Source organism: Streptomyces chryseus (assembly GCF_014650755.1).
In the GTDB taxonomy this organism is placed as follows: domain Bacteria; phylum Actinomycetota; class Actinomycetes; order Streptomycetales; family Streptomycetaceae; genus Streptomyces; species Streptomyces chryseus.
In genome coordinates, this window is sequence record NZ_BMVO01000009.1 from 119,946 (window position 1) to 145,735 (window position 25,790).

The 25,790-nt window shown below is 72.4% G+C and carries 29 protein-coding genes; 24 read left to right on the plus strand and 5 right to left on the minus strand.

The window, feature by feature from the left end; translation table 11 throughout:
• The first annotated feature begins 83 nt into the window (after positions 1-83).
• From rpsM to truA, 5 genes are all read left to right on the plus strand, one after another.
• A complete protein-coding gene (gene rpsM, locus IE185_RS16495; RefSeq protein ID WP_138894206.1) occupies positions 84-464 on the plus strand; it encodes a 30S ribosomal protein S13 in 381 nt (126 codons plus the stop codon).
• Between the two features lie 65 nt (positions 465-529).
• On the plus strand, positions 530-934 hold the full coding sequence (gene rpsK / locus IE185_RS16500) for a 30S ribosomal protein S11 (RefSeq protein ID WP_003956432.1): 405 nt from the start codon (positions 530-532) through the stop codon (positions 932-934).
• 148 nt (positions 935-1,082) lie between these two features.
• Entirely contained in the window at positions 1,083-2,105 is a 1,023-nt protein-coding gene (locus IE185_RS16505) for a DNA-directed RNA polymerase subunit alpha (protein ID WP_003956430.1), read from the plus strand.
• Positions 2,106-2,184: 79 nt separating this feature from the next.
• Positions 2,185-2,682 (plus strand): 50S ribosomal protein L17, encoded by a 498-nt coding sequence (rplQ, locus tag IE185_RS16510; RefSeq protein WP_028812355.1) that lies wholly within the window; start codon positions 2,185-2,187, stop codon positions 2,680-2,682.
• Between the two features lie 88 nt (positions 2,683-2,770).
• Complete coding sequence (gene truA / locus IE185_RS16515; protein ID WP_138894207.1) at positions 2,771-3,637, plus strand: tRNA pseudouridine(38-40) synthase TruA; 867 nt, start codon at positions 2,771-2,773, stop codon at positions 3,635-3,637.
• Here the strand turns inward: truA and IE185_RS16520 are convergent.
• Complete coding sequence (locus tag IE185_RS16520) at positions 3,617-4,504, minus strand: hypothetical protein (RefSeq protein WP_138894208.1); 888 nt, start codon at positions 4,502-4,504, stop codon at positions 3,617-3,619. The genes truA and IE185_RS16520 overlap by 21 nt on opposite strands.
• 47 nt (positions 4,505-4,551) lie before the next feature.
• On the opposite strand from IE185_RS16520, the gene IE185_RS16525 reads away from it, so the two are divergent.
• The 4 genes from IE185_RS16525 to glmM all read left to right on the plus strand — a co-directional run bounded on the left by IE185_RS16525 (position 4,552) and on the right by glmM (position 8,925).
• Positions 4,552-6,180, plus strand: a complete 1,629-nt coding sequence (locus IE185_RS16525) for an ABC-F family ATP-binding cassette domain-containing protein (protein ID WP_138894209.1) — start codon at positions 4,552-4,554, stop codon at positions 6,178-6,180.
• 255 nt (positions 6,181-6,435) lie between these two features.
• On the plus strand, positions 6,436-6,879 hold the full coding sequence (rplM, locus tag IE185_RS16530) for a 50S ribosomal protein L13 (protein ID WP_069927435.1): 444 nt from the start codon (positions 6,436-6,438) through the stop codon (positions 6,877-6,879).
• 44 nt (positions 6,880-6,923) lie between these two features.
• Positions 6,924-7,451, plus strand: a complete 528-nt coding sequence (gene rpsI, locus IE185_RS16535) for a 30S ribosomal protein S9 (RefSeq protein WP_028812350.1) — start codon at positions 6,924-6,926, stop codon at positions 7,449-7,451.
• A 115-nt stretch (positions 7,452-7,566) separates the two neighbouring features.
• Positions 7,567-8,925, plus strand: a complete 1,359-nt coding sequence (glmM, locus tag IE185_RS16540; protein WP_138894210.1) for a phosphoglucosamine mutase — start codon at positions 7,567-7,569, stop codon at positions 8,923-8,925.
• Here the strand turns inward: glmM and IE185_RS16545 are convergent.
• Positions 8,922-9,866 carry a DUF389 domain-containing protein gene (locus IE185_RS16545; protein WP_138894211.1) on the minus strand — a complete coding sequence of 315 codons (945 nt, stop codon included), beginning with the start codon at positions 9,864-9,866 and terminating at the stop codon, positions 8,922-8,924. The genes glmM and IE185_RS16545 overlap by 4 nt on opposite strands.
• Before the next feature lie 12 nt (positions 9,867-9,878).
• A complete protein-coding gene (coaA, locus tag IE185_RS16550; protein WP_138894212.1) occupies positions 9,879-10,868 on the minus strand; it encodes a type I pantothenate kinase in 990 nt (329 codons plus the stop codon).
• Between the two features lie 78 nt (positions 10,869-10,946).
• Here coaA and glmS point away from each other — a divergent pair, with 78 nt between their 5' ends.
• The 7 genes from glmS (at position 10,947) to IE185_RS16585 (ending at position 18,079) form a co-directional block, all read left to right on the plus strand.
• A complete protein-coding gene (gene glmS, locus IE185_RS16555) occupies positions 10,947-12,821 on the plus strand; it encodes a glutamine--fructose-6-phosphate transaminase (isomerizing) (protein ID WP_189715401.1) in 1,875 nt (624 codons plus the stop codon).
• A gap of 4 nt (positions 12,822-12,825) precedes the next feature.
• A complete protein-coding gene (locus IE185_RS16560; RefSeq protein WP_138899344.1) occupies positions 12,826-13,194 on the plus strand; it encodes a holo-ACP synthase in 369 nt (122 codons plus the stop codon).
• Between the two features lie 13 nt (positions 13,195-13,207).
• Positions 13,208-14,722: an NAD(P)H-hydrate dehydratase gene (locus IE185_RS16565; protein ID WP_189715402.1), complete on the plus strand. Its 1,515-nt coding sequence runs from the start codon at positions 13,208-13,210 to the stop codon at positions 14,720-14,722.
• 171 nt (positions 14,723-14,893) lie between these two features.
• Positions 14,894-16,054: an alanine racemase gene (alr, locus tag IE185_RS16570; protein WP_229843546.1), complete on the plus strand. Its 1,161-nt coding sequence runs from the start codon at positions 14,894-14,896 to the stop codon at positions 16,052-16,054.
• 12 nt (positions 16,055-16,066) lie between these two features.
• Complete coding sequence (locus IE185_RS16575) at positions 16,067-17,299, plus strand: alpha/beta fold hydrolase (RefSeq protein WP_138898810.1); 1,233 nt, start codon at positions 16,067-16,069, stop codon at positions 17,297-17,299.
• Positions 17,271-17,783: a tRNA (adenosine(37)-N6)-threonylcarbamoyltransferase complex ATPase subunit type 1 TsaE gene (tsaE, locus tag IE185_RS16580; RefSeq protein ID WP_138898811.1), complete on the plus strand. Its 513-nt coding sequence runs from the start codon at positions 17,271-17,273 to the stop codon at positions 17,781-17,783. The genes IE185_RS16575 and tsaE overlap by 29 nt, the downstream gene beginning before the upstream one ends.
• 128 nt (positions 17,784-17,911) lie before the next feature.
• On the plus strand, positions 17,912-18,079 hold the full coding sequence (locus tag IE185_RS16585; RefSeq protein ID WP_167519094.1) for a hypothetical protein: 168 nt from the start codon (positions 17,912-17,914) through the stop codon (positions 18,077-18,079).
• A gap of 31 nt (positions 18,080-18,110) precedes the next feature.
• Here the strand turns inward: IE185_RS16585 and IE185_RS16590 are convergent, their stop codons facing one another.
• Positions 18,111-18,677, minus strand: coding sequence for a hypothetical protein (locus tag IE185_RS16590; RefSeq protein ID WP_373303731.1), 567 nt, complete (start codon positions 18,675-18,677; stop codon positions 18,111-18,113).
• Between the two features lie 111 nt (positions 18,678-18,788).
• Here IE185_RS16590 and tsaB point away from each other — a divergent pair, with 111 nt between their 5' ends.
• The 5 genes from tsaB to IE185_RS16615 are packed head-to-tail and all read left to right on the plus strand — an operon-like array spanning position 18,789 to position 21,985.
• Complete coding sequence (gene tsaB / locus IE185_RS16595; protein WP_138899050.1) at positions 18,789-19,442, plus strand: tRNA (adenosine(37)-N6)-threonylcarbamoyltransferase complex dimerization subunit type 1 TsaB; 654 nt, start codon at positions 18,789-18,791, stop codon at positions 19,440-19,442.
• A gap of 17 nt (positions 19,443-19,459) precedes the next feature.
• Positions 19,460-19,954, plus strand: coding sequence for a ribosomal protein S18-alanine N-acetyltransferase (gene rimI / locus IE185_RS16600; RefSeq protein ID WP_138899051.1), 495 nt, complete (start codon positions 19,460-19,462; stop codon positions 19,952-19,954).
• Positions 19,947-21,056: a tRNA (adenosine(37)-N6)-threonylcarbamoyltransferase complex transferase subunit TsaD gene (gene tsaD, locus IE185_RS16605; RefSeq protein ID WP_138899049.1), complete on the plus strand. Its 1,110-nt coding sequence runs from the start codon at positions 19,947-19,949 to the stop codon at positions 21,054-21,056. The genes rimI and tsaD overlap by 8 nt, the downstream gene beginning before the upstream one ends.
• Positions 21,053-21,316: a hypothetical protein gene (locus IE185_RS16610; RefSeq protein ID WP_138899048.1), complete on the plus strand. Its 264-nt coding sequence runs from the start codon at positions 21,053-21,055 to the stop codon at positions 21,314-21,316. The genes tsaD and IE185_RS16610 overlap by 4 nt, the downstream gene beginning before the upstream one ends.
• Positions 21,317-21,349: 33 nt before the next feature.
• Positions 21,350-21,985: a hypothetical protein gene (locus IE185_RS16615; RefSeq protein ID WP_229843547.1), complete on the plus strand. Its 636-nt coding sequence runs from the start codon at positions 21,350-21,352 to the stop codon at positions 21,983-21,985.
• A 55-nt stretch (positions 21,986-22,040) separates the two neighbouring features.
• On the opposite strand, the gene IE185_RS16620 is transcribed toward IE185_RS16615, so the two are convergent.
• Positions 22,041-23,219 (minus strand): THUMP-like domain-containing protein, encoded by a 1,179-nt coding sequence (locus IE185_RS16620; protein WP_138909876.1) that lies wholly within the window; start codon positions 23,217-23,219, stop codon positions 22,041-22,043.
• 195 nt (positions 23,220-23,414) lie between these two features.
• Here IE185_RS16620 and IE185_RS16625 point away from each other — a divergent pair, with 195 nt between their 5' ends.
• From IE185_RS16625 to groES, 3 genes are all read left to right on the plus strand, one after another.
• On the plus strand, positions 23,415-24,338 hold the full coding sequence (locus IE185_RS16625; protein ID WP_189715406.1) for a polysaccharide deacetylase family protein: 924 nt from the start codon (positions 23,415-23,417) through the stop codon (positions 24,336-24,338).
• Positions 24,335-25,189, plus strand: a complete 855-nt coding sequence (locus IE185_RS16630; RefSeq protein WP_189715409.1) for a polysaccharide deacetylase family protein — start codon at positions 24,335-24,337, stop codon at positions 25,187-25,189. Before IE185_RS16625 ends, IE185_RS16630 begins: the two co-directional genes overlap by 4 nt.
• 227 nt (positions 25,190-25,416) lie before the next feature.
• The gene (gene groES, locus IE185_RS16635; RefSeq protein WP_138896888.1) at positions 25,417-25,725 is read left to right on the plus strand and encodes a co-chaperone GroES; all 309 of its coding nucleotides are present in this window, start codon (positions 25,417-25,419) and stop codon (positions 25,723-25,725) included.
• Positions 25,726-25,790 lie beyond the last annotated feature (65 nt).

Sequence of the window (25,790 nt, forward strand, 5' to 3'; positions counted from 1 at the left end):
GGAGGCCGGGGACCTGGAACGTACCTCGTACGGCGGCCACGGAACGGTTCTGCGGAAGACCTCCGAGCAAACAGGAGCCATGCATGGCACGCCTTGAAGGCGTTGACCTCCCGCGCGAAAAGCGTATCGAGGTCGCCCTCACCTACGTCTTCGGCATCGGTCGCACCCGTGCCAAGGAGACCCTCGCCGCCACCGGCGTGAACCCCGACACGCGCGTTCGCGACCTCGGCGAGGAAGACCTCGTCAAGATCCGCGAGTACGTCGACGTCAACTTCAAGACCGAGGGTGACCTCCGTCGCGAGGTGCAGGCCGACATCCGCCGCAAGGTCGAGATCGGCTGCTACCAGGGTCTGCGTCACCGCCGCGGCCTGCCGGTCCACGGTCAGCGCACCAGCACCAACGCTCGTACCCGCAAGGGCCCGCGTCGCGCCATCGCCGGTAAGAAGAAGCCGGGCAAGAAGTAGTCCTCAGCCGGACGCTCATCAGCGGTCTTCGCTGTAGGACCGACCACCTCCCGTAGGAGATATAGATGCCCCCCAAGGGTCGTCAGGGCGCCGCCAAGAAGGTGCGCCGCAAGGAAAAGAAGAACGTCGCTCACGGGCACGCCCACATCAAGAGCACGTTCAACAACACGATCGTCTCGATCACCGACCCCTCGGGCAACGTGATCTCCTGGGCCTCCGCCGGCCACGTCGGCTTCAAGGGCTCGCGCAAGTCCACCCCCTTCGCCGCGCAGATGGCCGCCGAGTCGGCCGCCCGCCGCGCGCAGGAGCACGGCATGCGCAAGGTCGACGTCTTCGTCAAGGGTCCCGGCTCCGGCCGTGAGACCGCGATCCGCTCCCTCCAGGCCACCGGCCTCGAGGTCGGCTCGATCCAGGACGTCACCCCCACCCCGCACAACGGATGCCGGCCGCCCAAGCGTCGCCGCGTCTGATCCAGGTTGTTGCAGTGCGTGACGGGTGAAGACCGACCTTCACTCCGACCGCGTTGTACTCGGGCGGTACGGTCCTTCGGGCCGTGCCGCCCGTACCCTTGTAGTAGTTGGCATCAAATAGTGGGTGCCAAGACTGGAGGCATTTCTCATGCTTATCGCTCAGCGTCCGTCGCTGACCGAAGAGGTCGTCGACGAGTACCGCTCGCGGTTCGTGATCGAGCCCCTCGAGCCGGGCTTCGGTTACACCCTCGGTAACTCCCTTCGCCGTACGCTCCTCTCCTCGATCCCCGGTGCCGCTGTCACCAGCATCCGGATCGACGGCGTCCTGCACGAGTTCACCACCGTGCCGGGTGTCAAGGAGGACGTCACCGACCTCATCCTGAACATCAAGCAGCTGGTCGTCTCCAGCGAGCACGACGAGCCCGTCGTGATGTACCTGCGCAAGCAGGGCCCGGGTCTGGTCACCGCCGCTGACATCGCCCCGCCGGCCGGCGTCGAGGTGCACAACCCCGACCTGGTGCTCGCCACGCTCAACGGCAAGGGCAAGCTGGAGATGGAGCTGACCGTCGAGCGCGGTCGCGGCTACGTCTCCGCCGTCCAGAACAAGCAGGTGGGCCAGGAGATCGGCCGTATCCCGGTCGACTCCATCTACTCGCCGGTGCTCAAGGTCACGTACAAGGTCGAGGCGACCCGTGTCGAGCAGCGCACCGACTTCGACAAGCTGATCGTCGACGTCGAGACCAAGCAGGCCATGCGCCCGCGTGACGCCATGGCGTCCGCCGGCAAGACCCTGGTCGAGCTGTTCGGTCTGGCGCGCGAGCTCAACATCGACGCCGAGGGCATCGACATGGGCCCGTCCCCCACGGACGCCGCCCTCGCCGCCGACCTGGCGCTGCCGATCGAGGAGCTCGAGCTCACCGTTCGTTCGTACAACTGCCTCAAGCGTGAGGGCATCCACTCCGTGGGTGAGCTCGTGGCGCGCTCCGAGGCCGACCTGCTCGACATCCGCAACTTCGGTGCGAAGTCGATCGACGAGGTCAAGGCGAAGCTGGCCGGCATGGGCCTGGCCCTCAAGGACAGCCCGCCCGGATTCGACCCGACCGCCGCCGCCGACGCCTTCGGCGCCGACGACGACGCGGACGCCGGTTTCGTCGAGACCGAGCAGTACTAGAAACTTCCGGCGGGCAGCAGCTCGCCGGTAACTGACACCGGTACCTGATACGGCCGGTGCAGACACGAGGAGAAACACCATGCCGCGTCCCGCAAAGGGTGCCCGTCTGGGCGGCAGCGCCGCGCACGAGCGTCTGCTTCTCGCCAACCTGGCGAAGTCGCTGTTCGAGCACGGCCGCATCACGACGACCGAGGCCAAGGCCCGCCGCCTGCGCCCCGTCGCCGAGCGTCTGGTCACCAAGGCGAAGAAGGGCGACATCCACAACCGTCGCCTGGTGCTGCAGACGATCACGGACAAGAGCGTCGTGCACACGCTCTTCACCGAGATCGCCCCGCGGTACGAGAACCGCCCCGGTGGTTACACCCGCATCACGAAGATCGGCAACCGTCGTGGCGACAACGCCCCGATGGCGGTCATCGAGCTGGTCGAGGCCCTGACCGTGGCCCAGCAGGCCACCGGTGAGGCCGAGGCCGCGACGAAGCGCGCGGTGAAGGAAGACGCAGCCAAGAAGGACGAGGCTGCTCAGGACGACGCTCCGGCCGCCGAGGCTGCCGAGGGTGAGTCCAAGGACGCCTGAGCGTTCTGATTCCACCGGGCGGGCCCGCATCACCCTTCGGGGCGGTGCGGGCCCGCTCTGTTTTTTGCTGCTTTGAGAGGATGCGCTGGTGAGCGAGGACATTGAGGGTGCGGCGCCGGGGTTCGTGCGGGTCCGGCTGGATCTTTCGTACGACGGCAAGGACTTCTCCGGCTGGGCGAAGCAGACCGAGCGGCGCACGGTCCAGGGCGAGCTGGAGAGCGCGCTGCGGACCGTCACGCGGTCCTCGCGGACGTACGAGCTGACGGTCGCCGGTCGTACGGACTCAGGGGTGCACGCGCGCGGCCAGGTCGCGCACGTCGACCTGCCGGAGGACGTCTGGGCCGAGCACCACGACAAGCTGCTGCGGCGGCTCGCGGGGCGGCTGCCGCACGACGTGCGGGTCTGGAAGGTCGCCGAGGCCCCCGCGGGGTTCAACGCCCGGTTCGCGGCCGTCTGGCGGCGCTACGCGTACCGCGTGACGGACGACCCGGGGGGCGTCGACCCGCTGCTGCGCGGGCATGTCCTGTGGCACGACTGGCCGTTGGACGTCGACGCCATGAACCGGGCGGCCGAACGGCTGGTCGGCGAGCACGACTTCGCGGCGTACTGCAAGAGGCGCGAGGGCGCGACGACCATCCGCACCCTCCAGCAGCTGAGCTGGGAGCGCGGGGCGGACGGGATCATCACCGCGACCGTGCGCGCCGACGCCTTCTGCCACAACATGGTGCGCTCGCTGGTCGGCGCGATGCTGTTCGTCGGCGACGGGCACCGGGACGCGGACTGGCCCGGGAAGGTGCTGGCCGCGGGCGTACGGGACTCGTCGGTCCATGTCGTACGCCCGCACGGCCTCACCCTGGAGGAAGTCGGCTACCCCGCCGACGCGTTGCTGGCGGAGCGGGCCCGGCAGGCCCGCAACATGCGGACCCTGCCCGGCTCAGGAGCCGGCTGCTGCTGACGCCTGGATCTTGCCGCGCTGGTGGATCTGGCGGAACGTGAACTCCGCCAGGTCGTCGCCGGCCGTGTAGACGCCCTTGTCGGTCGTGACGACGTTCCTGCCGCTGGTGAAGCCGCCCACCGTGAAGTAGGCGTAGCGGCCGTACGCGTTGGTGGTCTTGCGGCAGATCGCGCCGGCCCGGCAGAAGGTCGGGACGCCGGCGCCGGGGAGGGAGGCGAGGCCGCCGCTCGCCTGCTCCTTGGCCTTCAGGGCCTGGGCGGCGGTGTCGAAGACCGCCACGCCGACGGTGACGGCGACGCCGTTCGTGGAGTACGTGGCGCGGATGAGCTGGTCGCAGCCGTTGTTGGTCAGTACGGCGCCCAGCGCGCCCTGGGCGCCGGCGGAGCAGGTGGTCGTGCGGTTCGTCGCGCCCTTGGCGTACGCGCGGTCGCCGAACTTCAGCTTCTTGCCGGGGAAGAGGGAGTCGGCGCTCAGCGGCAGCTTGTCCTTCTGCGCGCTGGAGATGAAGTCCCTCGGGTTCGGCGGGGGCGGCGGCGCCTGGGACGAGAACGAGGGGCCGGGCTGCGCGGACCCGGTCGGCAGGGTCTCGGGGGTCGGCAGACCGCTCGCGGAGGTGGTGGTGCCGTTGTCCGGGTCGTTGCTGTTCGTGGTGACGACGGCGGTGGCGACGATGGCGCCGACCACGGCGGTCGCCAGCACGCCGCCGCCGATGTACGTCCAGCGCCTGCGGCGGGCGCGCGCGGCGGAGGCGTCGGCGAGCGCCGCCCAGTCCGGCGTGTCGGACGTCGAGTGTGTTCCGTACGGATCCTGAGGGCTCTGCTGTCCCTCGGGGCCACCCCAGGAGGGCCCCCCTTGCCCAAAGCTCATGCCGCGCATCCTAATCCGGTTGGGTGATGCGGCGGACGGCGGCGAGAATGCGGTGCATGGGACATCTTGAGGCCGCACACGTCGAGTACTACCTGCCGGACGGGCGGCCGTTGCTCGGCGACGTCTCCTTCCGGGTGGGGGAGGGCGCCGTCGTGGCCCTGGTCGGGCCCAACGGGGCGGGCAAGACGACCCTGCTGCGCCTGATCTCCCGGGAGCTCCAGCCGCACGGCGGGACGGTCACGGTGAGCGGCGGTCTCGGGGTGATGGGCCAGTTCGTGGGGTCCGTGCGGGACGAGCGGACGGTGCGGGACCTGCTGGTCTCGGTGTCCACGGACCGGATCCGGGAGGCGGCCGCCGCTGTCGACCGGGCCGAGCACGCCATCCTGACCGTGGACGACGAGAAGGCGCAGATGGCCTACGCGCAGGCGCTGTCCGACTGGGCGGAGGTCGGCGGGTACGACGCCGAGACCGTCTGGGACATGTGCTCCATGGCGGCGCTGGGCATCGAGTACGACAAGGCGCAGTTCCGCGAGGTGCGCACACTCAGCGGCGGTGAGCAGAAGCGGCTCGTGCTGGAGGCGCTGCTGCGGGGGCCGGACGAGGTGCTGCTGCTGGACGAGCCGGACAACTATCTGGACGTGCCGGGCAAGCGGTGGCTGGAGGAGCGGCTGAAGGAGACCCGCAAGACGGTCTTCTTCGTGTCCCACGACCGCGAGCTCCTCTCCCGGGCCGCCGACAAGATCGTGAGCCTGGAGCCGGGGCCGGCCGGCGCGGACGCGTGGGTGCACGGCGCCGGGTTCGCCACCTTCCACGAGGCGCGGGCCGAGCGGTTCGCGCGGTTCGAGGAGCTCCTGCGCCGGTGGGAGGAGGAGCGCGCCCGGCTCAAGGCGCTGGTGCTGAGGCTGCGCGGGCAGGCCGCGAGCAGCCCCGACATGGCCTCGCGGTACCGGGCCATGCGGACGCGGTTCGAGAAGTTCGAGGAGGCGGGCCCCCCGCCGGAGCCGCCGCGCAAGCAGGACATCCGGATGCGGCTGCGGGGCGGGCGCACCGGCGTGCGGGCCGTGGTGTGCGAGGGGCTGGAGCTCACGGGGCTGATGAAGCCGTTCGACCTGGAGGTCTACTACGGGGAGCGGGTCGCCGTGCTCGGGTCGAACGGCTCCGGCAAGTCGCACTTCCTGCGGCTGCTCGCCGGGGAGGACGTCCGGCACACGGGGCAGTGGAAGCTGGGCGCGCGGGTGGTGGCCGGGCACTTCGCGCAGACGCACGCGCATCCCGAGCTGGTCGGGCGCACGCTCGTCGACATCCTGTGGTCCGAGCACTCCAAGGACCGGGGCGGAGCCATGGGCGCCCTGCGGCGGTACGAGCTGGAGCGCCAGGGGGACCAGGCGTTCGACCGGCTGTCGGGCGGGCAGCAGGCGCGGTTCCAGATCCTGCTGATGGAGCTGGAGGGGACGACCGCGCTGCTGCTGGACGAGCCGACGGACAACCTCGACCTGGAGTCCGCCGAAGCGCTCCAGGAGGGGCTGGACGCGTACGACGGGACGGTGCTCGCCGTCACGCACGACCGGTGGTTCGCGAAGTCCTTCGACCGGTACCTGGTCTTCGGGTCGGACGGAGTCGTACGGGAGACGGCGGAGCCGGTGTGGGACGAGCGGCGGGTGGACCGGGCACGATAGGCGGCCGGCGGCGCGAGGGGGTGCCGACGGGCCCCGCCGGGCCGTTTTGACCCGTACGGGGGCAGGCGGGTAGGCTTCCAGTTCGTTATGCGTATTGGCTTGGTCGTTCTCACGCGAGGGGCCCTTACGCCGGTCCACAGGGCCGATGACCAGCGGCAGGCAGACGGGTTGCGTCCCCGAATGCGGCCAAGGCTGTCGTGATCGTCCCAGTGGCCTTGTCAGGACCCACTCACTGAAGAAGCGAAGGCTACGACCGTGCGTACGTACAGCCCCAAGCCCGGCGATGTCACGCGCCAGTGGCACATCATCGACGCGCAGGACATCGTCCTGGGCCGTCTGGCGACGACTGCCGCCACCCTCCTGCGGGGCAAGCACAAGGCGATTTACGCCCCGCACATGGACATGGGTGACTTCGTCATCATCGTCAACGCCGACAAGGTTCACCTGTCCGGCAACAAGAAGACCCAGAAGATGGCGTACCGCCACTCCGGTTTCCCGGGCGGTCTCCGTTCGGTGCGCTACGACGAGCTCCTGGCGAAGAACCCCGAGAAGGCCGTCGAGAAGGCCATCAAGGGCATGATCCCCAAGAACACCCTGGGGCGTCAGATGCTTTCCAAGCTGAAGGTCTACGCAGGTCCCGAGCACCCGCACGCTGCCCAGCAGCCGGTGCCGTTCGAGATCACCCAGGTCGCGCAGTAGTTCCGGCCACACCCCCTAAGAACGAAAGAAATCTGAGGAGAATCGTGGCCGAGACCACTGTTGAGACGCCCGTCGAGGGTTCCGAGGCCGAAGAGACCTTCGCCGAGGTGACCACCTTCGAGTCCGAGGTTCCCGTCGAGGGCGAGTACACCAGCGAGTCCCTCGCGGGCCGCTTCGGTGACCCGCAGCCGGCGGCCGGCCTGGGCCGTCGCAAGAACGCCATCGCCCGCGTCCGGATCGTTCCGGGCACCGGCAAGTGGAAGATCAACGGGCGTACGCTCGAGGACTACTTCCCGAACAAGGTCCACCAGCAGGAAGTCAACGAGCCCTTCAAGGTGCTCGAGCTCGACGGCCGCTACGACGTCATCGCCCGCATCGCGGGTGGCGGTGTCTCCGGTCAGGCCGGTGCGCTCCGTCTCGGTGTCGCCCGCGCGCTGAACGAGGCCGACGTGGACAACAACCGCGCCACGCTGAAGAAGGCCGGCTTCCTCTCCCGCGACGACCGTGCGGTCGAGCGCAAGAAGGCCGGTCTGAAGAAGGCCCGTAAGGCGCCGCAGTACAGCAAGCGCTAATCCGCCTGCTCGCCTGCATCAGACGTTCGCCCCGGCGGCACCTCGTGTGCTGCCGGGGCGTTCGTTTATCGCTTGTAGCCACCTTGCATTTTCGGAGCATTTTCGGAGGACACCAGTGGGACGACTCTTCGGCACTGACGGTGTGCGCGGCGTCGCCAACGGGGACCTGACGGCCGAGCTCGCGCTCGGTCTGTCGGTCGCTGCGGCGCATGTGCTCGCCGAGGCGGGCACCTTTGAGGGGCATCGGCCGACCGCCGTGGTCGGACGCGATCCGCGTGCGTCGGGGGAGTTTCTGGAGGCCGCCGTCGTGGCGGGTCTGGCCAGCGCGGGCGTCGACGTGCGGCGCGTGGGCGTACTGCCCACCCCGGCGGTGGCGTACCTGACCGGGGCGCTCGGGGCCGACCTCGGCGTCATGCTCTCCGCCAGCCACAACGCCATGCCGGACAACGGTGTCAAGTTCTTCGCGCGCGGCGGGCACAAGCTGGCCGACGAGCTGGAGCACCGGATCGAGGCCGTGTACGAGCAGCACCGCACCGGTGAGCCCTGGGCGCGGCCTACCGGGGCGGGCGTCGGCCGGGTCACCGCCTACGACGAGGGCTTCGACCAGTACATCGCCCACCTGATCGGTGTCCTGCCGAACCGGCTCGACGGGATCAAGGTCGTCCTCGACGAGGCGCACGGCGCCGCCTCGCGCGTCTCCCCCGAGGCCTTCGCCCGGGCCGGCGCCGAGATCGTCACGATCGGCGCCGACCCGGACGGGCTGAACATCAACGACGGGTGCGGCTCCACGCACCTGGAGATGCTCCAGGCCGCCGTCGTCGAGCACGGCGCCGATCTCGGCATCGCGCACGACGGCGACGCCGACCGGTGCCTGGCCGTGGACGCCGAGGGCCGTGAGGTCGACGGCGACCAGATCCTCGCCGTGCTCGCCCTCGCCATGCGCGAGGCCGGTCAGCTGCGCAAGAACACCGTGGTCGGCACCGTCATGTCGAACCTCGGCTTCAAGCTGGCCATGGAGCGCGAGGGCATCGAGCTCGTCCAGACCGCCGTCGGCGACCGGTACGTACTGGAGTCGATGAAGGCCGAGGGGTACGCGCTGGGCGGCGAGCAGTCCGGGCACGTGATCGTGCTGGACCACGCCACCACCGGCGACGGCACCCTGACCGGCCTGATGCTGGCCGCGCGGGTGGCCGCCACCGGGCGTACGCTCGCGGACCTCGCCGGGGTCATGAGCAGGCTGCCGCAGATCCTCGTCAACGTGCCGGACGTCGACAAGTCACGCGTCACCACCTCCGCCGAGCTGGCGGCGGCCGTCGCCGACGCCGAGCGCGAACTGGGCGCCACCGGGCGGGTGCTGCTGCGTTCCTCGGGCACCGAGCCGCTCGTGCGGGTCATGGTCGAGGCGGCCGACATCGAGCAGGCGAAGGCGGTCGCGGGGCGGCTCGCCGACGTGGTGAAGTCCGCGCTCGGTTAGGCGCTCTTGCGTACGGTGCGCTCGCGCTGCCACGCCCAGAGGAACTTCTGGATGAGCAGCGTGAGCGTACCGGCGACGACGATGCCCAGCAGGTTCAGCAGGAGCTGCTCGGTGGAGCCCCAGGTCTGCTGCACGTCCCCGTAGCTCAGCGCCACCGCCGCGTTGGCCGCGGCCGGGACCGTCGTCACGGAGATGGCCACCCCCACCAGGGCGCCGGACTTCGCCGACGTGAGGGACAGCATCCCGGCGGCGCCGGCCAGGACGGCCACGACGAACGAGAACCAGTCGGGGGCGTAGATGAAGCCGGTGTTGGGGCGGTCGGCGTCCAGTTTCGCCTCGGTGAACAGGCCCGTCGCGTCCATGAAGAGGCTGAACACGACGGTGACGGCCATGGCCACCGCGAAGCCGACGATCAGCGCGGTGAACGAGCGCCACGCCAGCTTCGGCGCGCGCCGCACCAGCGCCGTGCAGAACCCGGCCAGCGGGCCGAACTCCGGACCCACCGCCATGGCGCCCACGATCAGGATCGCGTTGTCGAGCACCACGCCGCAGGCCGCGATCATCGTGGCCAGCGACAGGAAAGCGATGTAGGTGACGGAGAGCGTCGATTCCTCGTGGGTCGCGTCCGCCAACTGCTCCCACAGCACCGCGTCCGCGCCCTCGCCCGGCGCGTTCTCCTCCGCCCGGTCGGCGCGCCGGGACAGTGAGAGGTCGATGTTCTCGACCGCGATCGAGCCCGTTTCGTCGATGCCCATGGTGCGCAGAGCGGCGATGAGGTCGTCGCCCGCCTCGCGCGCCACGTCGCACAGCACGAGGTCGCCCGCCGGGTCGCGGGCCGCTCCGGGCACGACGGCGAGGTGCGTCGTGCCGACCGTCTGCTCCACCGTGCGGACGACCTCGTCGGTGCGGTCGGCGGGGACGATCAGACGCAGGTGCAGCACGGGGCTTACTCCTCAGAGTTTGCGGAGCGACAGGCGCTGGACCTTGTGGTCGGGGCCCTTGCGCACCACCAGCGTGGCGCGGCCGCGGGTGGGCGCCACGTTCTCCAGCAGGTTGGGCTTGTTGATGGTCCGCCACATCGTACGGGCGTAGTCCAGGGCCTCCTCCTCGGAGACCTGCGTGTACTTCCTGAAGTACGACGACGGGTCCTGGAACGCCGTCGCGCGCAGCTTGCGGAAGCGGCCCAGGTACCAGCTCTCGATGTCCTCGGCGCGGGCGTCGACGTACACACTGAAGTCGAAGTAGTCGGCGAGGCCCACGCGGGTGCGGCCGTCCTTGCCGGGCAGCGCGGGCTGCAGGACGTTCAGGCCCTCGACGATCAGGATGTCCGGGCGGCGGATCGTGAGGCGCTCGCCCGGCACGATGTCGTAGATCAGGTGGGAGTAGACGGGGGCGGTGACCTCGTCCTTGCCGGCCTTGATGTCGGCGACGAAGCGGGTGAGGGCGCGCCGGTCGTACGACTCGGGGAAGCCCTTGCGGCCCGTCAGGCCGCGTCGCTCGAGCTCCGCCATGGGGTAGAGGAAGCCGTCGGTGGTCAGCAGCTCCACGCGCGGGTGCTCCGGCCAGCGGGCCAGCAGCGCCTGGAGCAGGCGGGCGACGGTCGACTTGCCGACGGCGACGCTGCCGGCGACCCCTATGACGAAGGGGGTGCCGCGCTGGGAGCCGTGGCCGTCGCCGCCGTCGCCGAGGAAGGTGTTCAGGGCGCCCCGCAGACCGGAGGTCGCCTGTACGTACAGATTGAGCAGGCGGGACAGCGGGAGGTAGACGTCCCGTACCTCGTCGAGGTCGATGACGTCGCCCAGGCCGCGCAGCCGTTCGAGCTCCTCTGCGGTGAGGGGCAGCGGGGTCTTCTCGCGCAGCGCGCTCCACTCCGCCCGGGTGAGGTCCAGGTACGGCGAGGCGTCCGGCCGACGCGGGGAGCTTCGTGGCGGCGAAGTGATCACACCGCCATTGTCGGGTCTGCGGGGTCGTCGTGGGTGGTGTGCTCGGTCACGTGGGGGCGTCGGCCGTAGGGTGCGGACATGTGCGGAATCGTGGGGTACGTCGGCGGGCAGTCGGCGCTTGATGTTGTCGTCGCGGGACTGAAGCGGCTGGAGTACCGGGGTTACGACTCGGCGGGCGTGGCCGTCCTCGCCGACGGCGGACTGGCGGCGGCGAAGAAGGCGGGCAAGCTCGTCAACCTGGAGAAGGAGCTCGTGGGACGGCCGCTGCCGGCCGGGGCCACGGGCATCGGACACACCCGGTGGGCCACCCACGGCGGTCCCACCGACACCAACGCGCACCCGCACCTGGACAACGCGGGGCGCGTCGCCGTCGTGCACAACGGGATCATCGAGAACTTCGCCGAGCTGCGGGCCGAGCTGGCCGAGCGCGGGCACGAGCTGGTGTCGGAGACCGACACCGAGGTGGTGGCGCACCTCCTCGCCGAGTCCTTCTCCTCGTGCGGGGACCTGGCGGAGTCGATGCGGCTGGTGTGCCGGCGGCTCGACGGGGCGTTCACGCTGGTCGCCGTGCACGCGGACGAGCCCGACGTGGTGGTGGGGGCGCGGCGGAACTCGCCGCTGGTGGTGGGCCTCGGCGAGGGGGAGGCCTTCCTCGCCTCCGACGTCGCCGCCTTCATCGCGTACACGCGGTCGGCGATCGAGCTCGGGCAGGACCAGGTCGTCGAACTGCGGCGAGACGCCGAGGGCGGCGGGGCGGCCGGGGTGTCGGTGGCGGTCACCGACTTCCACGGCGCCCCCGGCGAGGCACGGTCGTACCACATCGACTGGGACTCCTCCGCCGCCGAGAAGGGCGGTTACGACTACTTCATGCTGAAGGAGATCGCCGAGCAGCCGAAGGCGGTCGCCGACACGCTGCTGGGGCGGATCGATCCGGCCGGGTCCCTGACGCTGGACGAGGTGCGGATCCCCGACTCCGTGCTGCGGGAGATCGACAAGATCGTGGTCATCGCGTGCGGGACCGCCTTCCACGCGGGGATGATCGCGAAGCTGGCCATCGAGCACTGGACGCGCATTCCCTGCGAGACCGAGCTGGCGAGCGAGTTCCGTTATCGCGACCCGATCCTGGACGCGCGGACGCTGGTGATCGCGATCTCGCAGTCCGGCGAGACCATGGACACGCTGATGGCGCTGCGGCACGCGCGGGAGCAGGGCGCGAAGGTGCTGGCCGTGTGCAACACGAACGGGTCGACCATTCCGCGCGAGTCGGACGCGGTGCTCTACACGCACGCCGGCCCCGAGGTCGCCGTCGCCTCCACCAAGGCGTTCCTGACGCAGCTCATCGCCTGCTATCTCGTCGCGCTGTACCTGGCGCAGGTGCGCGGGTCGAAGTGGGGGGACGAGGTACGGGACGTCGTACGCGAGCTGTCCGCCGTCGCGGACCGGGTGGAGCGGGTCCTGGAGACCATGGAGCCGGTACGCGAGCTGGCCCGGTCGCTGGCGGACAAGAACACGGTGCTTTTCCTGGGCCGGCACGTGGGGTACCCGGTGGCGCTGGAAGGGGCGCTCAAGCTGAAGGAGCTCGCGTACATGCATGCGGAGGGATTCGCCGCCGGCGAGCTCAAGCACGGGCCCATCGCGCTCATCGAGAAGGACCTGCCGGTGGTGGTGGTCGTGCCGTCGCCCCGGGGCCGGTCCGTCCTGCACGACAAGATCGTGTCCAACATCCAGGAGATCCGGGCCCGGGGGGCGCGGACCATCGTGATCGCGGAGGAGGGCGACGAGGCGGTCGTCCCTTACGCCGATCACCTGATCCGGATCCCGGCCACGCCGACGCTCCTGCAGCCGCTGGTGTCCACCGTGCCCCTGCAGGTCTTCGCGTGCGAGCTGGCCACGGCCCGGGGCAACGAGGTCGACCAGCCCCGGAACCTGGCGAAGTCCGTGACGGTGGAGTGAGCGAATGATCATCGGGGTGGGAATCGACGTCGCCGAGATCGAGCGCTTCGGGGCGTCGATGGAGCGCACGCCGCAGATGGCGCGCCGGCTGTTCCTGGACAGCGAGCTGTACCTGCCGAGCGGCGACCGGCGCGGCACGGCCTCGCTCGCCGCGCGGTTCGCGGCGAAGGAGGCCCTCGCGAAGGCGCTGGGCGCGCCGGCCGGGCTGCAGTGGACGGACGCGGAGGTGTACGTCGAGGACAGCGGCCGGCCGCGGCTGCGGGTGAGCGGGACCGTGCTGGCGCGGGCGGAGGCGCTCGGGGTGCGGTCCTGGCACGTGTCGCTCAGTCATGACGCGGGGGTCGCCTCCGCGGTCGTCATTGCCGAAGGATGAGGTGGAGCAGCCGATGCGTGCCGCGTATGGCGTGGAGACCGTCCGGACCGCCGAGCGGGAGCTGATGGCCCGGCTCCCCGAGGGCGCTCTCATGCAGCGGGCCGCGGCCGGCCTCGCCGTGGTGTGCGCGGGGCTGCTGGGGCGGGTGTACGGCTCACGGGTCGTGCTGCTCGTCGGCAGCGGGGACAACGGCGGCGACGCGCTGTACGCGGGGGCGCGGCTGGCCCGGCGCGGCGCGGGCGTCACGGCGGTGCTGCTGGACGCCGAGCGGGTGCACGCGGGCGGCCTCGCGGCGCTGCGGTCGGCCGGGGGCCGGGTCGCGGGTGACGCCCTCGGGGTGCTCGCGCGGGCGGACCTCGTGGTCGACGGGATCACCGGGATCGGCGGCCGGGGCGGCCTGCGGGACGCCGCCGTACCGCTGGCGCGGGCCGCGCGGGACTCGGGGGCGGTCGTCGTCGCCGTGGACCTGCCCAGCGGGGTCGAGGCGGACAGCGGGGAGGTCCGGGGGGAGTGCGTGCGGGCCGACGCCACTGTGACGTTCGGCACGTACAAGCCCGGGCTGCTGATCGATCCCGCCCGGGAGTACGTGGGCGCCGTGCGGCTGGTCGAGCTGGGGCTCGACCTCGGGACGGCCGAGGCCGACGTCGAGGCGCTCCAGCACGCGGACGTGGCCGCGCTGCTGCCGGTCCCCGGCGCGGAGAGCGACAAGTACCGGCGCGGGGTGGTGGGCGTCGTCGCAGGCTCGGAGCGGTACCCGGGGGCGGCGGTGCTCGCGGTCGCCGGGGCGCTGCGGGGCGGGGCCGGGGCCGTGCGGTACGTGGGGCACGGGGCGGACGCGGTCGTCGCGCGCTTCCCGGAGGCGCTGGTGCACGCGGGGCCGCCGTCGAAGGCCGGGCGGGTCCAGGCGTGGGTCGTCGGGCCGGGGCTCGGGGAGGACGCGGACGGCGCGCTGGAGGACGTACTGGCGTCGGACGTGCCGGTGCTGGTGGACGCGGACGGGCTGCGGCCCCTGGAGCCGGAGCGGGTGCGGGGCCGCGACGCGCCGACGCTGCTGACGCCGCACGCGGGGGAGGCGGCGGCGCTGCTCGGGGTCTCCCGGGAGGAAGTGGAGGCGGGGCGGCTGGTCGCGGTGCGGGAGCTGGCCGCGCTGTACGGGGCGACCGTGCTCCTGAAGGGGTCCACGACGCTGGTGGCGCCGCCGGGCGGTGCGGGGTTCGCGGTACGGCGGCCGGTGCGGGTGAACCCGACCGGGACGCCCTGGCTGGCCACGGCGGGCAGCGGTGACGTGCTGTCCGGGCTCGCGGGGGCGCTGCTGGCGGCGGGGCTGGGGGCGATGGACGCCGGGTCGGTCGCGGCGTACCTGCACGGGCTGGCGGGGCGGCTGGCGGCGGGCGGGCAGGGGGGCGACGGCGTGCTCGGCGGGGCGCCGGTGGGGGCGCACGACGTCGCGGACGCGGTGCCGGGGGCCTGGCGCGGGGTCGTGGGACGGGGGCGGGCGGCTCCGGGGACGCCGTCCGGGACCGCGTGACGCGGGCGGGGGGCGCGGGCGCGAAGCCCGCTGCTGCCCACACGGCACGCTCTGCATCCCCAGCAGTGGCCCCCTGCGCGGCCCGCCCCCTGGCTTGGGCCCGCCCCCGCGGCCGGTCGGTGGGTGCGAGGCGGGCCGAGGCTGTCGTACGGCTCTGAGACACTTGGCGCGATGACCGCGATGACCCATACCCCCATGCGCGCCCGCGCCGAGATCGACCTGGCGGCCCTGCGAGCCAACGTGCGGGCCTTGCGTGCGCGCGCGGCGGGCGCCCAGCTGATGGCCGTGGTGAAGTCCGACGCGTACGGACACGGAGCCGTGCGCTGCGCCCGCGCGGCCCTCGACGCCGGGGCGACCTGGCTGGGGACCGCCACCCCGGACGAGGCGCTGGCGCTGCGCGCCGCCGGGTTCGACGGGCCGCTGATGTGCTGGCTGTGGACCCCCGGCGGGCCCTGGCGCGAGGCGGTCGAGGCGGGCATCGACGTGTCCGTGAGCGGGATGTGGGCCCTGGAGGAAGTGACCGCCGCCGCGCGGGCGGCGGGGCGGGTGGCGCGCGTCCAGCTCAAGGCGGACACCGGACTCGGACGCAACGGATGCCAGCCGGCCGACTGGCCGGAGCTGGTGCGCCGGGCCCTGGAGGCGCCGGACGCCGTCAAGGTGACCGGGCTCTGGTCGCACTTCGCCTGCGCGGACGAGCCCGGGCATCCCTCGATCGACGCTCAGCTGGCCGTCTTCCACGACATGGTCGAGCACGCGGAGAAGGCCGGGGCCGAGCCCGAGGTCCGGCACATCGCCAACTCGCCCGCGACGCTGACCCTGCCCGCGTCGCACTTCGATCTCGTACGGACCGGCATCGCCATGTACGGCGTCTCCCCGAGTCCGGAGCTCGGCACGCCCGCCGACTTCGGGCTGCGGCCCGTCATGACGCTCGCCGCCTCCGTGGCCCTGGTCAAGCGGGTGCCGCAGGGGCACGGCGTCAGCTACGGGCACCACTACGTGACACCGGCGGAGACGAACCTCGGGCTGATCCCCGTCGGGTACGCCGACGGTGTGCCGCGCCACGCGTCCGGCACCGGCCCCGTGCTCGTCGGCGGCACGTGGCGGCGGGTGGCCGGGCGGGTCGCCATGGACCAGTTCGTGGTCGACCTCGGGGAGGACGTGGTGGAGCCGGGGGACGAGGCCGTGCTGTTCGGGCCCGGCGACCGGGGCGAGCCGACTGCCGAGGACTGGGCGCGGGCGGCGGACACGATCGCGTACGAGATTGTCACTCGCATCGGATCGCGGGTACCACGCGTCTATGTGGATGAGGAACCCGGCAGTCCCGACAGCTAGGAGAGCGGCACCGTGAGCGAGAGCAGCGCGCCCGGCGTGGCGGAGGTGGCGGCCGAGGTCGCCACCTCCGCCGTCGGCAACTGGCGCCGGGCGGGTGTGGCCGGCGCCGCGATAGGTGTGGTCGCGGCGGGCGCGGCGGCCGGGGTCGCCCTGGAGCGGATGACCGTCGGCCGGGGCATGCGGAAGAAGGCGCGGCTGGCGCTGGACGCCGTCGGGCCGTACGGCGCTCTGCGCGGCATGCCGGGGCAGGCCCTCGCGGACGACGGGACCGAGATCTACTACGAAGTGGACGAGGTGGAGTCGGACGGCGGCTCGTCGGGACCGCGCCGGCGCCGGCTCTTCGGGCGCAGGACCCCGGCGCCGGTCACCGTCGTCTTCAGCCACGGCTTCTGCCTCAGCCAGGACTCGTGGCACTTCCAGCGGGCGGCGCTGCGGGGCGTCGTACGGACCGTCCACTGGGACCAGCGCAGTCACGGGCGTTCGGATCGCGGCGCCGCCCAGGCCCGTGGTGTCGCGGTCGACATCGAGCAGCTGGGGCGCGACCTGAAGGCCGTGATCGACGCCGCCGCGCCCAAGGGCCCGCTGGTGCTGGTGGGGCACTCGATGGGCGGCATGACGGTGATGGCCCTGGCCGACCAGTACCCCGAGCTCATCCGCGAGCGGGTCGTCGGCGCCGTGTTCGTCGGTACGTCGTCGGGGAACCTCGGCGAGGTCAACTTCGGTCTGCCGGTGGCCGGCGTGAACGCCGTGCGCCGGGTCCTGCCCCGCGTGCTGCGCGCCCTCGGCACGCAGGCGGAGATCGTCGAACGCGGGCGGCGGGCCACCGCGGACCTGTTCGCCGGTCTCATCAAGCGGTACTCGTTCGGTTCGAGGGACGTCGACCCGGCCGTCGCGCGGTTCGCGGAGCGGCTGATCGAGGGAACGCCGATCGACGTGGTCGCGGAGTTCTACCCGGCGTTCACCGACCACGACAAGGCCGAGGCGCTGGAGATCTTCGCGGAGGTTCCGGTGCTGGTGCTCGCGGGCGACAAGGACCTCGTGACGCCCAGTGAGCACAGCGAGGGCATCGCCCGTCTGCTGCCGGACGCCGAGCTGGTGATAGTGCCGGACGCCGGCCACCTGGTCATGCTGGAGCACCCCGAGGTGGTCACCGACCGGCTCGCGGACCTGCTGGCGCGGGTGGGCGCCGTACCGGCAGACGCTAACGTTGGGACGTATGGAAGCACCGCACAGCCCGGCGGCTGACGTCACCGCCGTCCTCACCGTCCACTCGCCCGACCTGATGCAGGAGTTCGGGCGCCGGCTCGCGAAGCTGCTGCGCCCCGGTGACCTGGTGATGCTCACCGGTGAGCTCGGGGCGGGCAAGACGACGCTGACCCGTGGCCTCGGCGAGGGCCTGGGGGTGCGCGGCGCCGTGACGTCGCCGACGTTCGTCATCGCCCGCGTCCACCCCCCGCTGACCGGCGGGCCCGCCCTCGTGCACGTCGACGCGTACCGGCTGGGCGGCGGGCTCGACGAGATGGAGGACCTCGACCTCGACGTCTCGCTGCCGGACTCCGTGGTCGTGGTGGAGTGGGGCGAAGGGAAGGTCGAGGAGCTGTCCGACGACCGGCTCCACGTGGTGATCCACCGGGCCGTGGGGGACGCCGACGACGACGTGCGCCGGGTGACGGTGAGCGGGATCGGGGCCCGGTGGGCCGGCGAGGACCTGGCCGCGCTGGGCGCCTGACGTCCGTACGTTCCGACAAGACGTCGGCAAGATGTTGCGCCGGTGAGGCCGGGCGTGGTCACATGGATACCGAGACCTGGTTAGGTCTACCTAACCACGCCTGCTCAACCGGAGCCCAGGAGGCATCCATGCCGGCTTCAGAACGAGAAGTGACCCCGCCGCTCTCCATGCGCGACCTGCTCGCCTCGTGCGTGGCGGCCACAGCCGTCTCCACGCCGCCGAGAGAGAAGCCGCAGGAGGGCGAGGCGTCCGGGGCCCCGGCCGAGGAACCCGCGCAGCGGCGCGACGCCGCGTAGACCAGCGGCGCCGTAGCTCGTACGAGCGTATCTACGGGACGACGACGACCTTCACCCCGACCGTCGCGAAGCTCCACAGCGCGTCGCCGTCGGGCCGCTGCATGCGGACGCCGCCGGTCTTGTTCCGCGGGTCCGGGGTCCGCATCGAGCCGTCCACCGCCGCGCTGAAGCCGATCGGCACGCCCTCGACCGTCGTGAACCGTACGACGTGCTCCACCTGCACCCCGTCGGAGCCGGTGATGAGTCCCGAACGCGAGCCCACCGCGTAGGAACCCGGCGGCGGACTGACCGTGCTCGGCGCCACCCGGAACGTCCGGGTGGCCCGGCCGTTCCCGTCCACCAGCCACACCCGTCGCTCGGCCAGCGCGTACACCACCCGCGTGCCCGTGCCCGACTGGGCCGGCACCGCGAGGGCGTCCTTCTTCGCCGGCGCCTTGGGCGGGTGCGTGGCGTGCGCCGCGGGGGCCTTGCCGGCCCGGGGTTCGGCGAGCTGGGCGGGGGAGGGGGCATTCGCCGACGCCTGGTAGGCGAGGAAGGCGACCGCCGCCACGGCCGCCGCGGTGAGCCCGGCCACCATTCCCGAGCTGCTCCTTGCCACCTTGCTCCACCTCGTGTCCGTACCGCTCGCGTGTTTGGGGTGACGGTAGCGCAGGGGCCGACAGGGGCGGGGGACGCCGTGCTCCCTCCGCGCGGGCCGTAGGCTGTTTGTGTGCTCCTGCTCGCCGTTGATACCGCCACCCCAGCCGTCACCGTCGCCCTCCACGACGGTGACTCCGTCATCGCCGAGGCCGGCCAGGTCGACGCCCGCCGCCACGGGGAGCTGCTGCTGCCCACGGTCGACCGCGTGCTCGCCCGGGCGGGCCTGAAACTCGACGCCGTGACCGGTGTCGTCGTGGGCGTCGGCCCCGGTCCGTACACCGGACTGCGCGTCGGGCTCGCGACGGCCGAGACCTTCGGCCTCGTGCTCGGAGTGCCGGTCCACGGCCTGTGCACCCTGGACGGACTGGCGTACGCCGCCGGGCTCACCGGCCCCTTCGCGGTGGCCACCGACGCCCGCCGCAAGGAGGTCTACTGGGCGCGCTACGACGACGCCCGCACCCGTGTGTCCGAGCCCGCAGTCGACCGGCCCGCCGACATCGCGGAGCAGCTCGCGGGCCTCCCGGTGGTCGGCTCCGGGGCGCTTCTCTACCCCGAGGCGTTCGGGGACGCGCGCGGGCCCGAGCACCAGTCGGCGGGCGCGCTGGCGTCGCTCGCCGCCGAGAAGCTCGCGGCGGGGGAGCCCTTCCTGCCGCCGCTGCCGCTGTACCTGCGCCGGCCCGACGCCCAGGTCCCCAAGAACTACAAGGTGGTCACTCCCCAGTGACCGCTTGCCTGAGAGAAATGCGCTGGTGGGACATCGACCCGGTGCTCGAACTCGAACGCGAGCTGTTCCCCGAGGACGCCTGGTCGCCCGGCATGTTCTGGTCCGAACTCGCCCACGCGCGCGGGCCGCAGGCCACCCGCCGGTACGTGGTGGCCGAGGAGGCGGGCCGGATCGTCGGGTACGCGGGCCTGGCCGCCGCCGGGGAGCAGGGCGACGTACAGACCATCGCCGTCTCCAAGGACCAGTGGGGGACCGGACTCGGGGCCCGGCTGCTCACCGATCTGCTGGGGCACGCGACCGCCTTCGAATGCGCCGAGGTGCTCCTCGAAGTGCGCGTCGACAACACCCGCGCGCAGAAGCTGTACGAGCGCTTCGGCTTCGAGCCGATCGGCTTCCGGCGCGGCTACTACCAGCCGGGCAACATCGACGCGCTCGTGATGCGGCTGACGACGACGACCGACCCGGCGAACCCCGCGCCCTCCGTACGAGAAACCGAGAATCACCATGGCTGACGAACCGCTCGTCCTCGGCATCGAGACCTCCTGCGACGAGACCGGCGTCGGCGTCGTGCGCGGTACGACCCTGCTCGCCGACGCCATCGCGTCGAGCGTCGACGAGCACGCCCGCTTCGGCGGTGTGGTGCCGGAGGTCGCGTCCCGCGCCCACCTGGAAGCGATGGTTCCCACCATCGAGCGGGCGCTGAAGCAGGCCGGCGTCGCCGCCTCCGACCTGGACGGCATCGCGGTGACGGCGGGCCCCGGGCTCGCCGGGGCGCTGCTGGTGGGCGTCTCCGCGGCGAAGGCGTACGCGTACGCGCTGGGCAAGCCGCTGTACGGCGTGAACCACCTGGCGTCGCACATCTGCGTCGACCAGCTGGAGCACGGCCCGCTGCCCGAGCCCACGATGGCGCTGCTGGTCAGCGGCGGGCACTCGTCGCTGCTGCTCGCGCCGGACATCACCAACGACGTACGGCCGATGGGCGCGACCATCGACGACGCGGCGGGCGAGGCGTTCGACAAGATCGCGCGCGTACTGGACCTGGGCTTCCCCGGCGGTCCCGTCATCGACCGGCTCGCGCGCGAGGGCGACCCGAAGGCGATCGCCTTCCCGCGCGGCCTGACCGGCCCGCGCGACGCGGCGTACGACTTCTCCTTCTCGGGCCTCAAGACGTCGGTGGCGCGCTGGATCGAGGCCAAGCGCAGCGCGGGCGAGGAGGTTCCGGTACGGGACGTGGCGGCGTCCTTCCAGGAGGCGGTCGTCGACGTGCTGACCCGCAAGGCGGTACGGGCGTGCAAGGACGAGGGCGTCGACCATCTGATGATCGGCGGCGGTGTGGCGGCCAATTCGCGGCTGCGGGCGCTCGCGCAGGAGCGGTGCGAGCGGGCCGGCATCCGGCTGCGGGTGCCGAGGCCGGGGCTGTGCACGGACAACGGGGCGATGGTGGCGGCCCTCGGCGCGGAGATGGTCGCGCGGGGCCGGGCGGCGTCGGACTGGGACCTGTCGGCGGACTCCTCGCTGCCGGTCACCGAGCCGCACGTACCGGGCACCGGGCACGGTCACACGCACGACCACGACCACGTGCACGAGATGAGCAAGGACAACCTCTACTCATGACCGTCGCCCTGATGTGGGAGGCCCGCGCGGTCGAGGGCCGGGGCGCGGAACTGCTGGAGTGGGCCCGGGCGCGGGCGCGGATCCTGGCGGCGGAGCCGGTGCGCACGGAGATCCTGCGGGCGCCGCAGGACCGCGTGCTCGTACTGACCTGGTGGGACGCTGAGTTCAACGCCGACCTGCCGGAACTTCCGGAACCCGAGGCGGACTTGATCACGCGGGCGGTCCACCGCTGGCGCTTCGAGTCGGTGGACGTGGCCTGATCGGCCCGGCGGGCTCTGGGTACTGTCGTGCTCATGCCTCGCCGTACGCCGCTTCCCCCGCCCCCGCCGCCCGAGCACCTGCGCGTCTGGCCCGGACCCGAGGCGATGCGCGCCGACCGGGCACGGGCCCTGGACGAGCTGACCGCACGCGGGCTCGGCCCCGGCCGGCTGGTGCGGTTCTGGCTGCTGGTGGGCGGCGCCGTGCTCGGGTGGGGGACGGTCGGAGCGGCCCTGCGGGCGTTCGAGGGGCCGGGCGACCCGCTGACCGCCGTGTTCGTCGCGGCCTTCGGCGCGCTCGGGCTCGGGGGCGTCGTGACCTGCTGGATCTTCCTCGGCATGGGGGTGCGCCGCGACCGTACGGTCCGTCAGTTGCTGGTGGGCTGGGCGCGGGTCGGGCGGGACCACGGCTTCTCCGCCGCCCCGTGGCGCGTTCCCGGGCTCAGCCTCGCGTGGCTGCTCTCGTCCGTCGTGGGGTGCGGGCTCGGGCTGTGGTCGTCGCTTGGCTTCGCGCTGACCGCCCGGCCCGGCTCCGACACGTACGCGGACGCGGTCTTCTTCATCGGGCTCGGCGTCATCCTGTGGGTGGCGGGCCTGATCGGCGCGGCGAAGGCCGTGGGGCACTACCGGTGGGCGGTGCGGGTGGGTCCGGCGGGCGGGGCGAAGGGCTGACACGAGGGCGCGGCGGTGCGCGGGGCGGGTGCGGGAGGGGTCCCGCAGGGCGGCGTTACGCCGCGGGGTGGCCGATCAGCATCGTCGGGGCGCCCGCGACCCGGGTGAGGAAGACCGTGGCCGAGTGCGGCCCCGACAGCTTCATCTTGCGCCGCAGCTCCTCCGGCTCGATCGCCGAGCCGCGCTTCTTCACCGTCAGGACGCCGACCCCCCGCTCCCGCAGCAGCGCCTTGAGCTTCTTCAGGCCGAAGGGCAGCCGGTCCGTGATCTCGTACGCCGTGGCATACGGGGTCGCGTGCAGCGCGTCCGACGTGATGTACGCGATCGTCTCGTCGATCAGCCGGCCGCCCACCTCCCGTGCCACGTCCGCCACCAGGTGCGAGCGGACGACCGCGCCGTCCGGCTCGTACAGGTAGCGCCCGACCTCGCCCGGCTCCGGGTCCGGCAGGCCGGCGCCGACCAGCGTGCGGGGGCCGGGGAGCAGGGTGGCGCGGACCGCCCCGGGGGCGGTGCCGAACCAGAACACCGCCTCCTTCACGTCCCCGCCGTCCGAGATCCACTCCGCCTCGGCGTCGTCGGGCACCGCCTCGTGGGGGACCCCCGGCGCGATCTTGAGCGCCGCGTGCGCGGACGTACGGGCTGCCTCGATCGCCCAGGACAGCGGCGGCGAGTACGCCTCGGGGTCGAAGATCCGGCCCCGGCCGCCGCGGCGCGCCGGGTCGACGAACACCGCGTCGTACGCGGAGGTGTCGACGCCGGTCACGTCGGCGCAGCGGACCTCGACGAGCGCGGACAGGCCGAGCACCTCCGCGTTGGCGCGGGCCACCTCCGCCGTCAGCGGGTCGCGGTCGACCGCGAGCACCCGGACACCGGCGCGGGCCAGCGCGATCGCGTCGCCGCCGATGCCGCAGCACAGGTCGGCGACGCTCCGTACGCCGAGGGCGGCGAAGCGTCCGGCGCGGTAGGTCGCGACCGTCGTGCGGGTGGCCTGCTCGACGCCGTTCGGGGTGAAGTACATCCGGTACGCGTCCTCGGCGCCGAACTTCGCCACCGCCCGCTGCCGCAGCCGCGCCTGCCCGAGGGCCGCCGACACGAGTGCGGCGGGGTGGTCACGGCGCAGCCGGGTCGCGGTCGCCAGCTCCCGCGCGGGGTCGTGGTCGCGCAGGAGGGCGAGCAGCAGTTGGCCCTCGTCGGTCAGCAGGGCGGAGAAGGAGTCGAGATCCACACGCACCATTCTCCCTGTCAGCGGCGGGCCGCCGTCCGACGGCGGGCGTGGGAGCTGCCGCGCGGCTTCGGCGAGAGCGAGCCGGAAGGGGCCGCGACGTACGGCTGACGCCCCGGCGCCGGCGTCGGCCACCCGGGGGACGGTCCGTCGCCGGCACGGGTGTCGGCCGGGATCCGGGGGCACGCGCTGGCAGTATGCGGCGCCATGCGACTAGTACGACAAAAGGTAAAAAAGACTGGCAAGGGGTACGTGGCGGGGCTCGGCGTCCTGCTGGCCGCCTCCCTCGCCGCCGCCTGCGCCACCCCCGCCGCCGAGCGGCGCCCGGCGCCCGCCCCGCCCGCCGCCGGCCAGCAGCAGGAGTACCGGCAGGGCCCCGCCCGCGACCTGGCCCAACACGCCGAACGGCTGCGGCGCGCCCAGACCCTGCGCGTCGCCGCCGCCAAGAAGTGGGGGCTCGCGCGGCCCCCGCTCGCCGCGCCCCCGCCACCCGCCGTGAAGCCGAGGATCGCCACCCGCAAGGGCTTCAGCGCGGGCCCGGGGCTGCCGCCGGTCTTCACCACCGTCCCGGTCAAGAAGCGGGTCGTCTTCCTGACGATGGACGACGGCGCGGAGAAGGACCCGAGGCTGCTGAAGATGATGACCGAGCTGGGCATCCCGTACAGCGCCTTCCTCAGCGACTACCTGGTGCGCGAGAACTACGGCTACTTCGCGCGCATGCAGGGCCGGGGTGTGTCCCTGCACAACCACACCCTCAACCACCGCTACATGCCGGGCCTCTCGTACGCCCAGCAGAAGCGCGAGATCTGCGGCATGCAGGACGTCATCCAGAAGCGGTACGGCAAGCGGCCCCGGCTCTTCCGGCCGCCGTACGGCAACTACAACGCCGACACCCTGCGCGCGGCCCGCTCCTGCGGCATCAAGGCCGTGCCGCTGTGGGCCGCCGAGGCGTTCCCGGACCGGATGGAGTGGCGGGAGTGGGACCGCGACCTGCATCCCGGCGACATCATCCTCACGCACTTCCGGGGCAAGGAGGACTGGAAGGGCACCATGCCGGACATGATCCGCCGGGTCATGAAGACGGTCACCGCCAAGGGGTACGCCGTCGCCCGGCTGGAGGACTACCTGTGAGGCGCGCGCACCGGCTGGCGGCCGGGCTGCTGACGGCCGGTGCGCTGACGCTCACCGGCTGCGCCCAGTCCGTGGACCCGATCGAGCGGCTGGGCAGGAAGGCCGTCCGCAGCGTCGCCCCCAAGGTGCGCGACGCGGGAGGCCAAGCGCTCGCGGCGCACGCCCCGCCCGCCCCAAGGGCCGCGGCGTACGCGCGGTGGGGGCTGCGGGTGCCGCTCCCCGCCGCGCCGCCGCCCCCGGCCCGCAAACCGGCCCGCCCCTTCGTCGTCGACCGCGTGCCGACCCGCGACAGGGTCGTCTTCCTCACCTTCGACGACGGCGCCGAGCGGGACCCCGCCTTCGTGCGCATGGTCGACGAGCTGAACCTGCCCATCAGCATGTTCCTGACCGACAGCGTCGCGTCGCCCGGGTACGACCACTTCGACCGGCTGAGGCGGGCGGGCGGCGGTCTCAGCACGGTGCAGAACCACACCGTCGACCATCCGTACCTGCCCGGCCTGCCGTACGCCGGCCAGCGCGCCCAGATCTGCGGACAGCAGGACCGCCTGGAGGCCCGCTTCGGGGCCAGGCCCCGGCTCTTCCGGCCGCCGTACGGCGCGTACAACAACCAGACGCTGCGGGCGGCGGGCGACTGCGGGGCGCGGGCGGTGGTGCTGTGGGGGGCGTCGATGCAGATCAACGACCTGCGGTACGCGCACGGTGACCGGCTGCGGCCGGGCGAGATCGTGCTCGCGCACTTCCGGGGACCCGGCGAACTCAAGGGCGCGACGATCACCGAGATGACGGCGCGGATGCTGCGGCGCATCCAGGAACAGGGGTTCGCCGTGGCCCGCCTGGAGGACTATCTCTGACCCCCGCACGCCCGCCGCGCGCCCCGCTCGTCAACACGTCCGGCCGCGTTGGATTGGCACTCCGCTTGACCGAGTGCTAACCGCGTCATAGTCTCGGCGTTGGCACTCTCCACTGGGGAGTGCCAACAGTAGCGACGGGCAGGTCCGGCACCCGCGACGACGGATCCACCTGGTCGCCACCCCACATCAGTTAACCCCGTGAGATCTCCGAAGGGGGAGACCGGACCGTGACGACCACCAGCTCCAAGGTTGCCATCAAGCCGCTTGAGGACCGCATTGTGGTCCAGCCGCTCGACGCCGAGCAGACCACGGCCTCTGGCCTGGTCATTCCGGACACCGCCAAGGAGAAGCCCCAGGAGGGCGTCGTCCTGGCCGTGGGCCCGGGCCGCTTCGAGGACGGCAAGCGCCTTCCGCTCGACGTGGCCGTCGGCGACGTCGTGCTGTACAGCAAGTACGGCGGCACCGAGGTGAAGTACAACGGCGAGGAGTACCTCGTCCTCTCGGCTCGCGACGTGCTCGCGATCATCGAGAAGTAGTTCGCCCGAAGATTGCTTTTGATCTGCGCCCCTGGCCCCCAGCGATTGCCGGGCGGCCCGGGGCG

Coding starts and splice junctions, on each gene's coding strand:
- IE185_RS16520 (WP_138894208.1), bottom strand. CDS start 4,504: ATGAGCTTTGGGCAAGGGGGGCCCTCCTGGGGTGGCCCCGAGGGACAG.
- IE185_RS16560 (WP_138899344.1), top strand. CDS start 12,826: ATGATCATCGGGGTGGGAATCGACGTCGCCGAGATCGAGCGCTTCGGG.
- IE185_RS16620 (WP_138909876.1), bottom strand. CDS start 23,219: ATGGTGCGTGTGGATCTCGACTCCTTCTCCGCCCTGCTGACCGACGAG.
- rimI (WP_138899051.1), top strand. CDS start 19,460: ATGCGCTGGTGGGACATCGACCCGGTGCTCGAACTCGAACGCGAGCTG.
- tsaE (WP_138898811.1), top strand. CDS start 17,271: ATGGAAGCACCGCACAGCCCGGCGGCTGACGTCACCGCCGTCCTCACC.
- IE185_RS16505 (WP_003956430.1), top strand. CDS start 1,083: ATGCTTATCGCTCAGCGTCCGTCGCTGACCGAAGAGGTCGTCGACGAG.
- IE185_RS16625 (WP_189715406.1), top strand. CDS start 23,415: ATGCGACTAGTACGACAAAAGGTAAAAAAGACTGGCAAGGGGTACGTG.
- IE185_RS16615 (WP_229843547.1), top strand. CDS start 21,350: ATGCCTCGCCGTACGCCGCTTCCCCCGCCCCCGCCGCCCGAGCACCTG.
- glmS (WP_189715401.1), top strand. CDS start 10,947: ATGTGCGGAATCGTGGGGTACGTCGGCGGGCAGTCGGCGCTTGATGTT.
- IE185_RS16610 (WP_138899048.1), top strand. CDS start 21,053: ATGACCGTCGCCCTGATGTGGGAGGCCCGCGCGGTCGAGGGCCGGGGC.
- IE185_RS16565 (WP_189715402.1), top strand. CDS start 13,208: ATGCGTGCCGCGTATGGCGTGGAGACCGTCCGGACCGCCGAGCGGGAG.
- tsaD (WP_138899049.1), top strand. CDS start 19,947: ATGGCTGACGAACCGCTCGTCCTCGGCATCGAGACCTCCTGCGACGAG.
- rpsM (WP_138894206.1), top strand. CDS start 84: ATGGCACGCCTTGAAGGCGTTGACCTCCCGCGCGAAAAGCGTATCGAG.
- IE185_RS16525 (WP_138894209.1), top strand. CDS start 4,552: ATGCGGTGCATGGGACATCTTGAGGCCGCACACGTCGAGTACTACCTG.
- rpsK (WP_003956432.1), top strand. CDS start 530: ATGCCCCCCAAGGGTCGTCAGGGCGCCGCCAAGAAGGTGCGCCGCAAG.
- rplQ (WP_028812355.1), top strand. CDS start 2,185: ATGCCGCGTCCCGCAAAGGGTGCCCGTCTGGGCGGCAGCGCCGCGCAC.
- IE185_RS16585 (WP_167519094.1), top strand. CDS start 17,912: ATGCCGGCTTCAGAACGAGAAGTGACCCCGCCGCTCTCCATGCGCGAC.
- alr (WP_229843546.1), top strand. CDS start 14,894: ATGACCGCGATGACCCATACCCCCATGCGCGCCCGCGCCGAGATCGAC.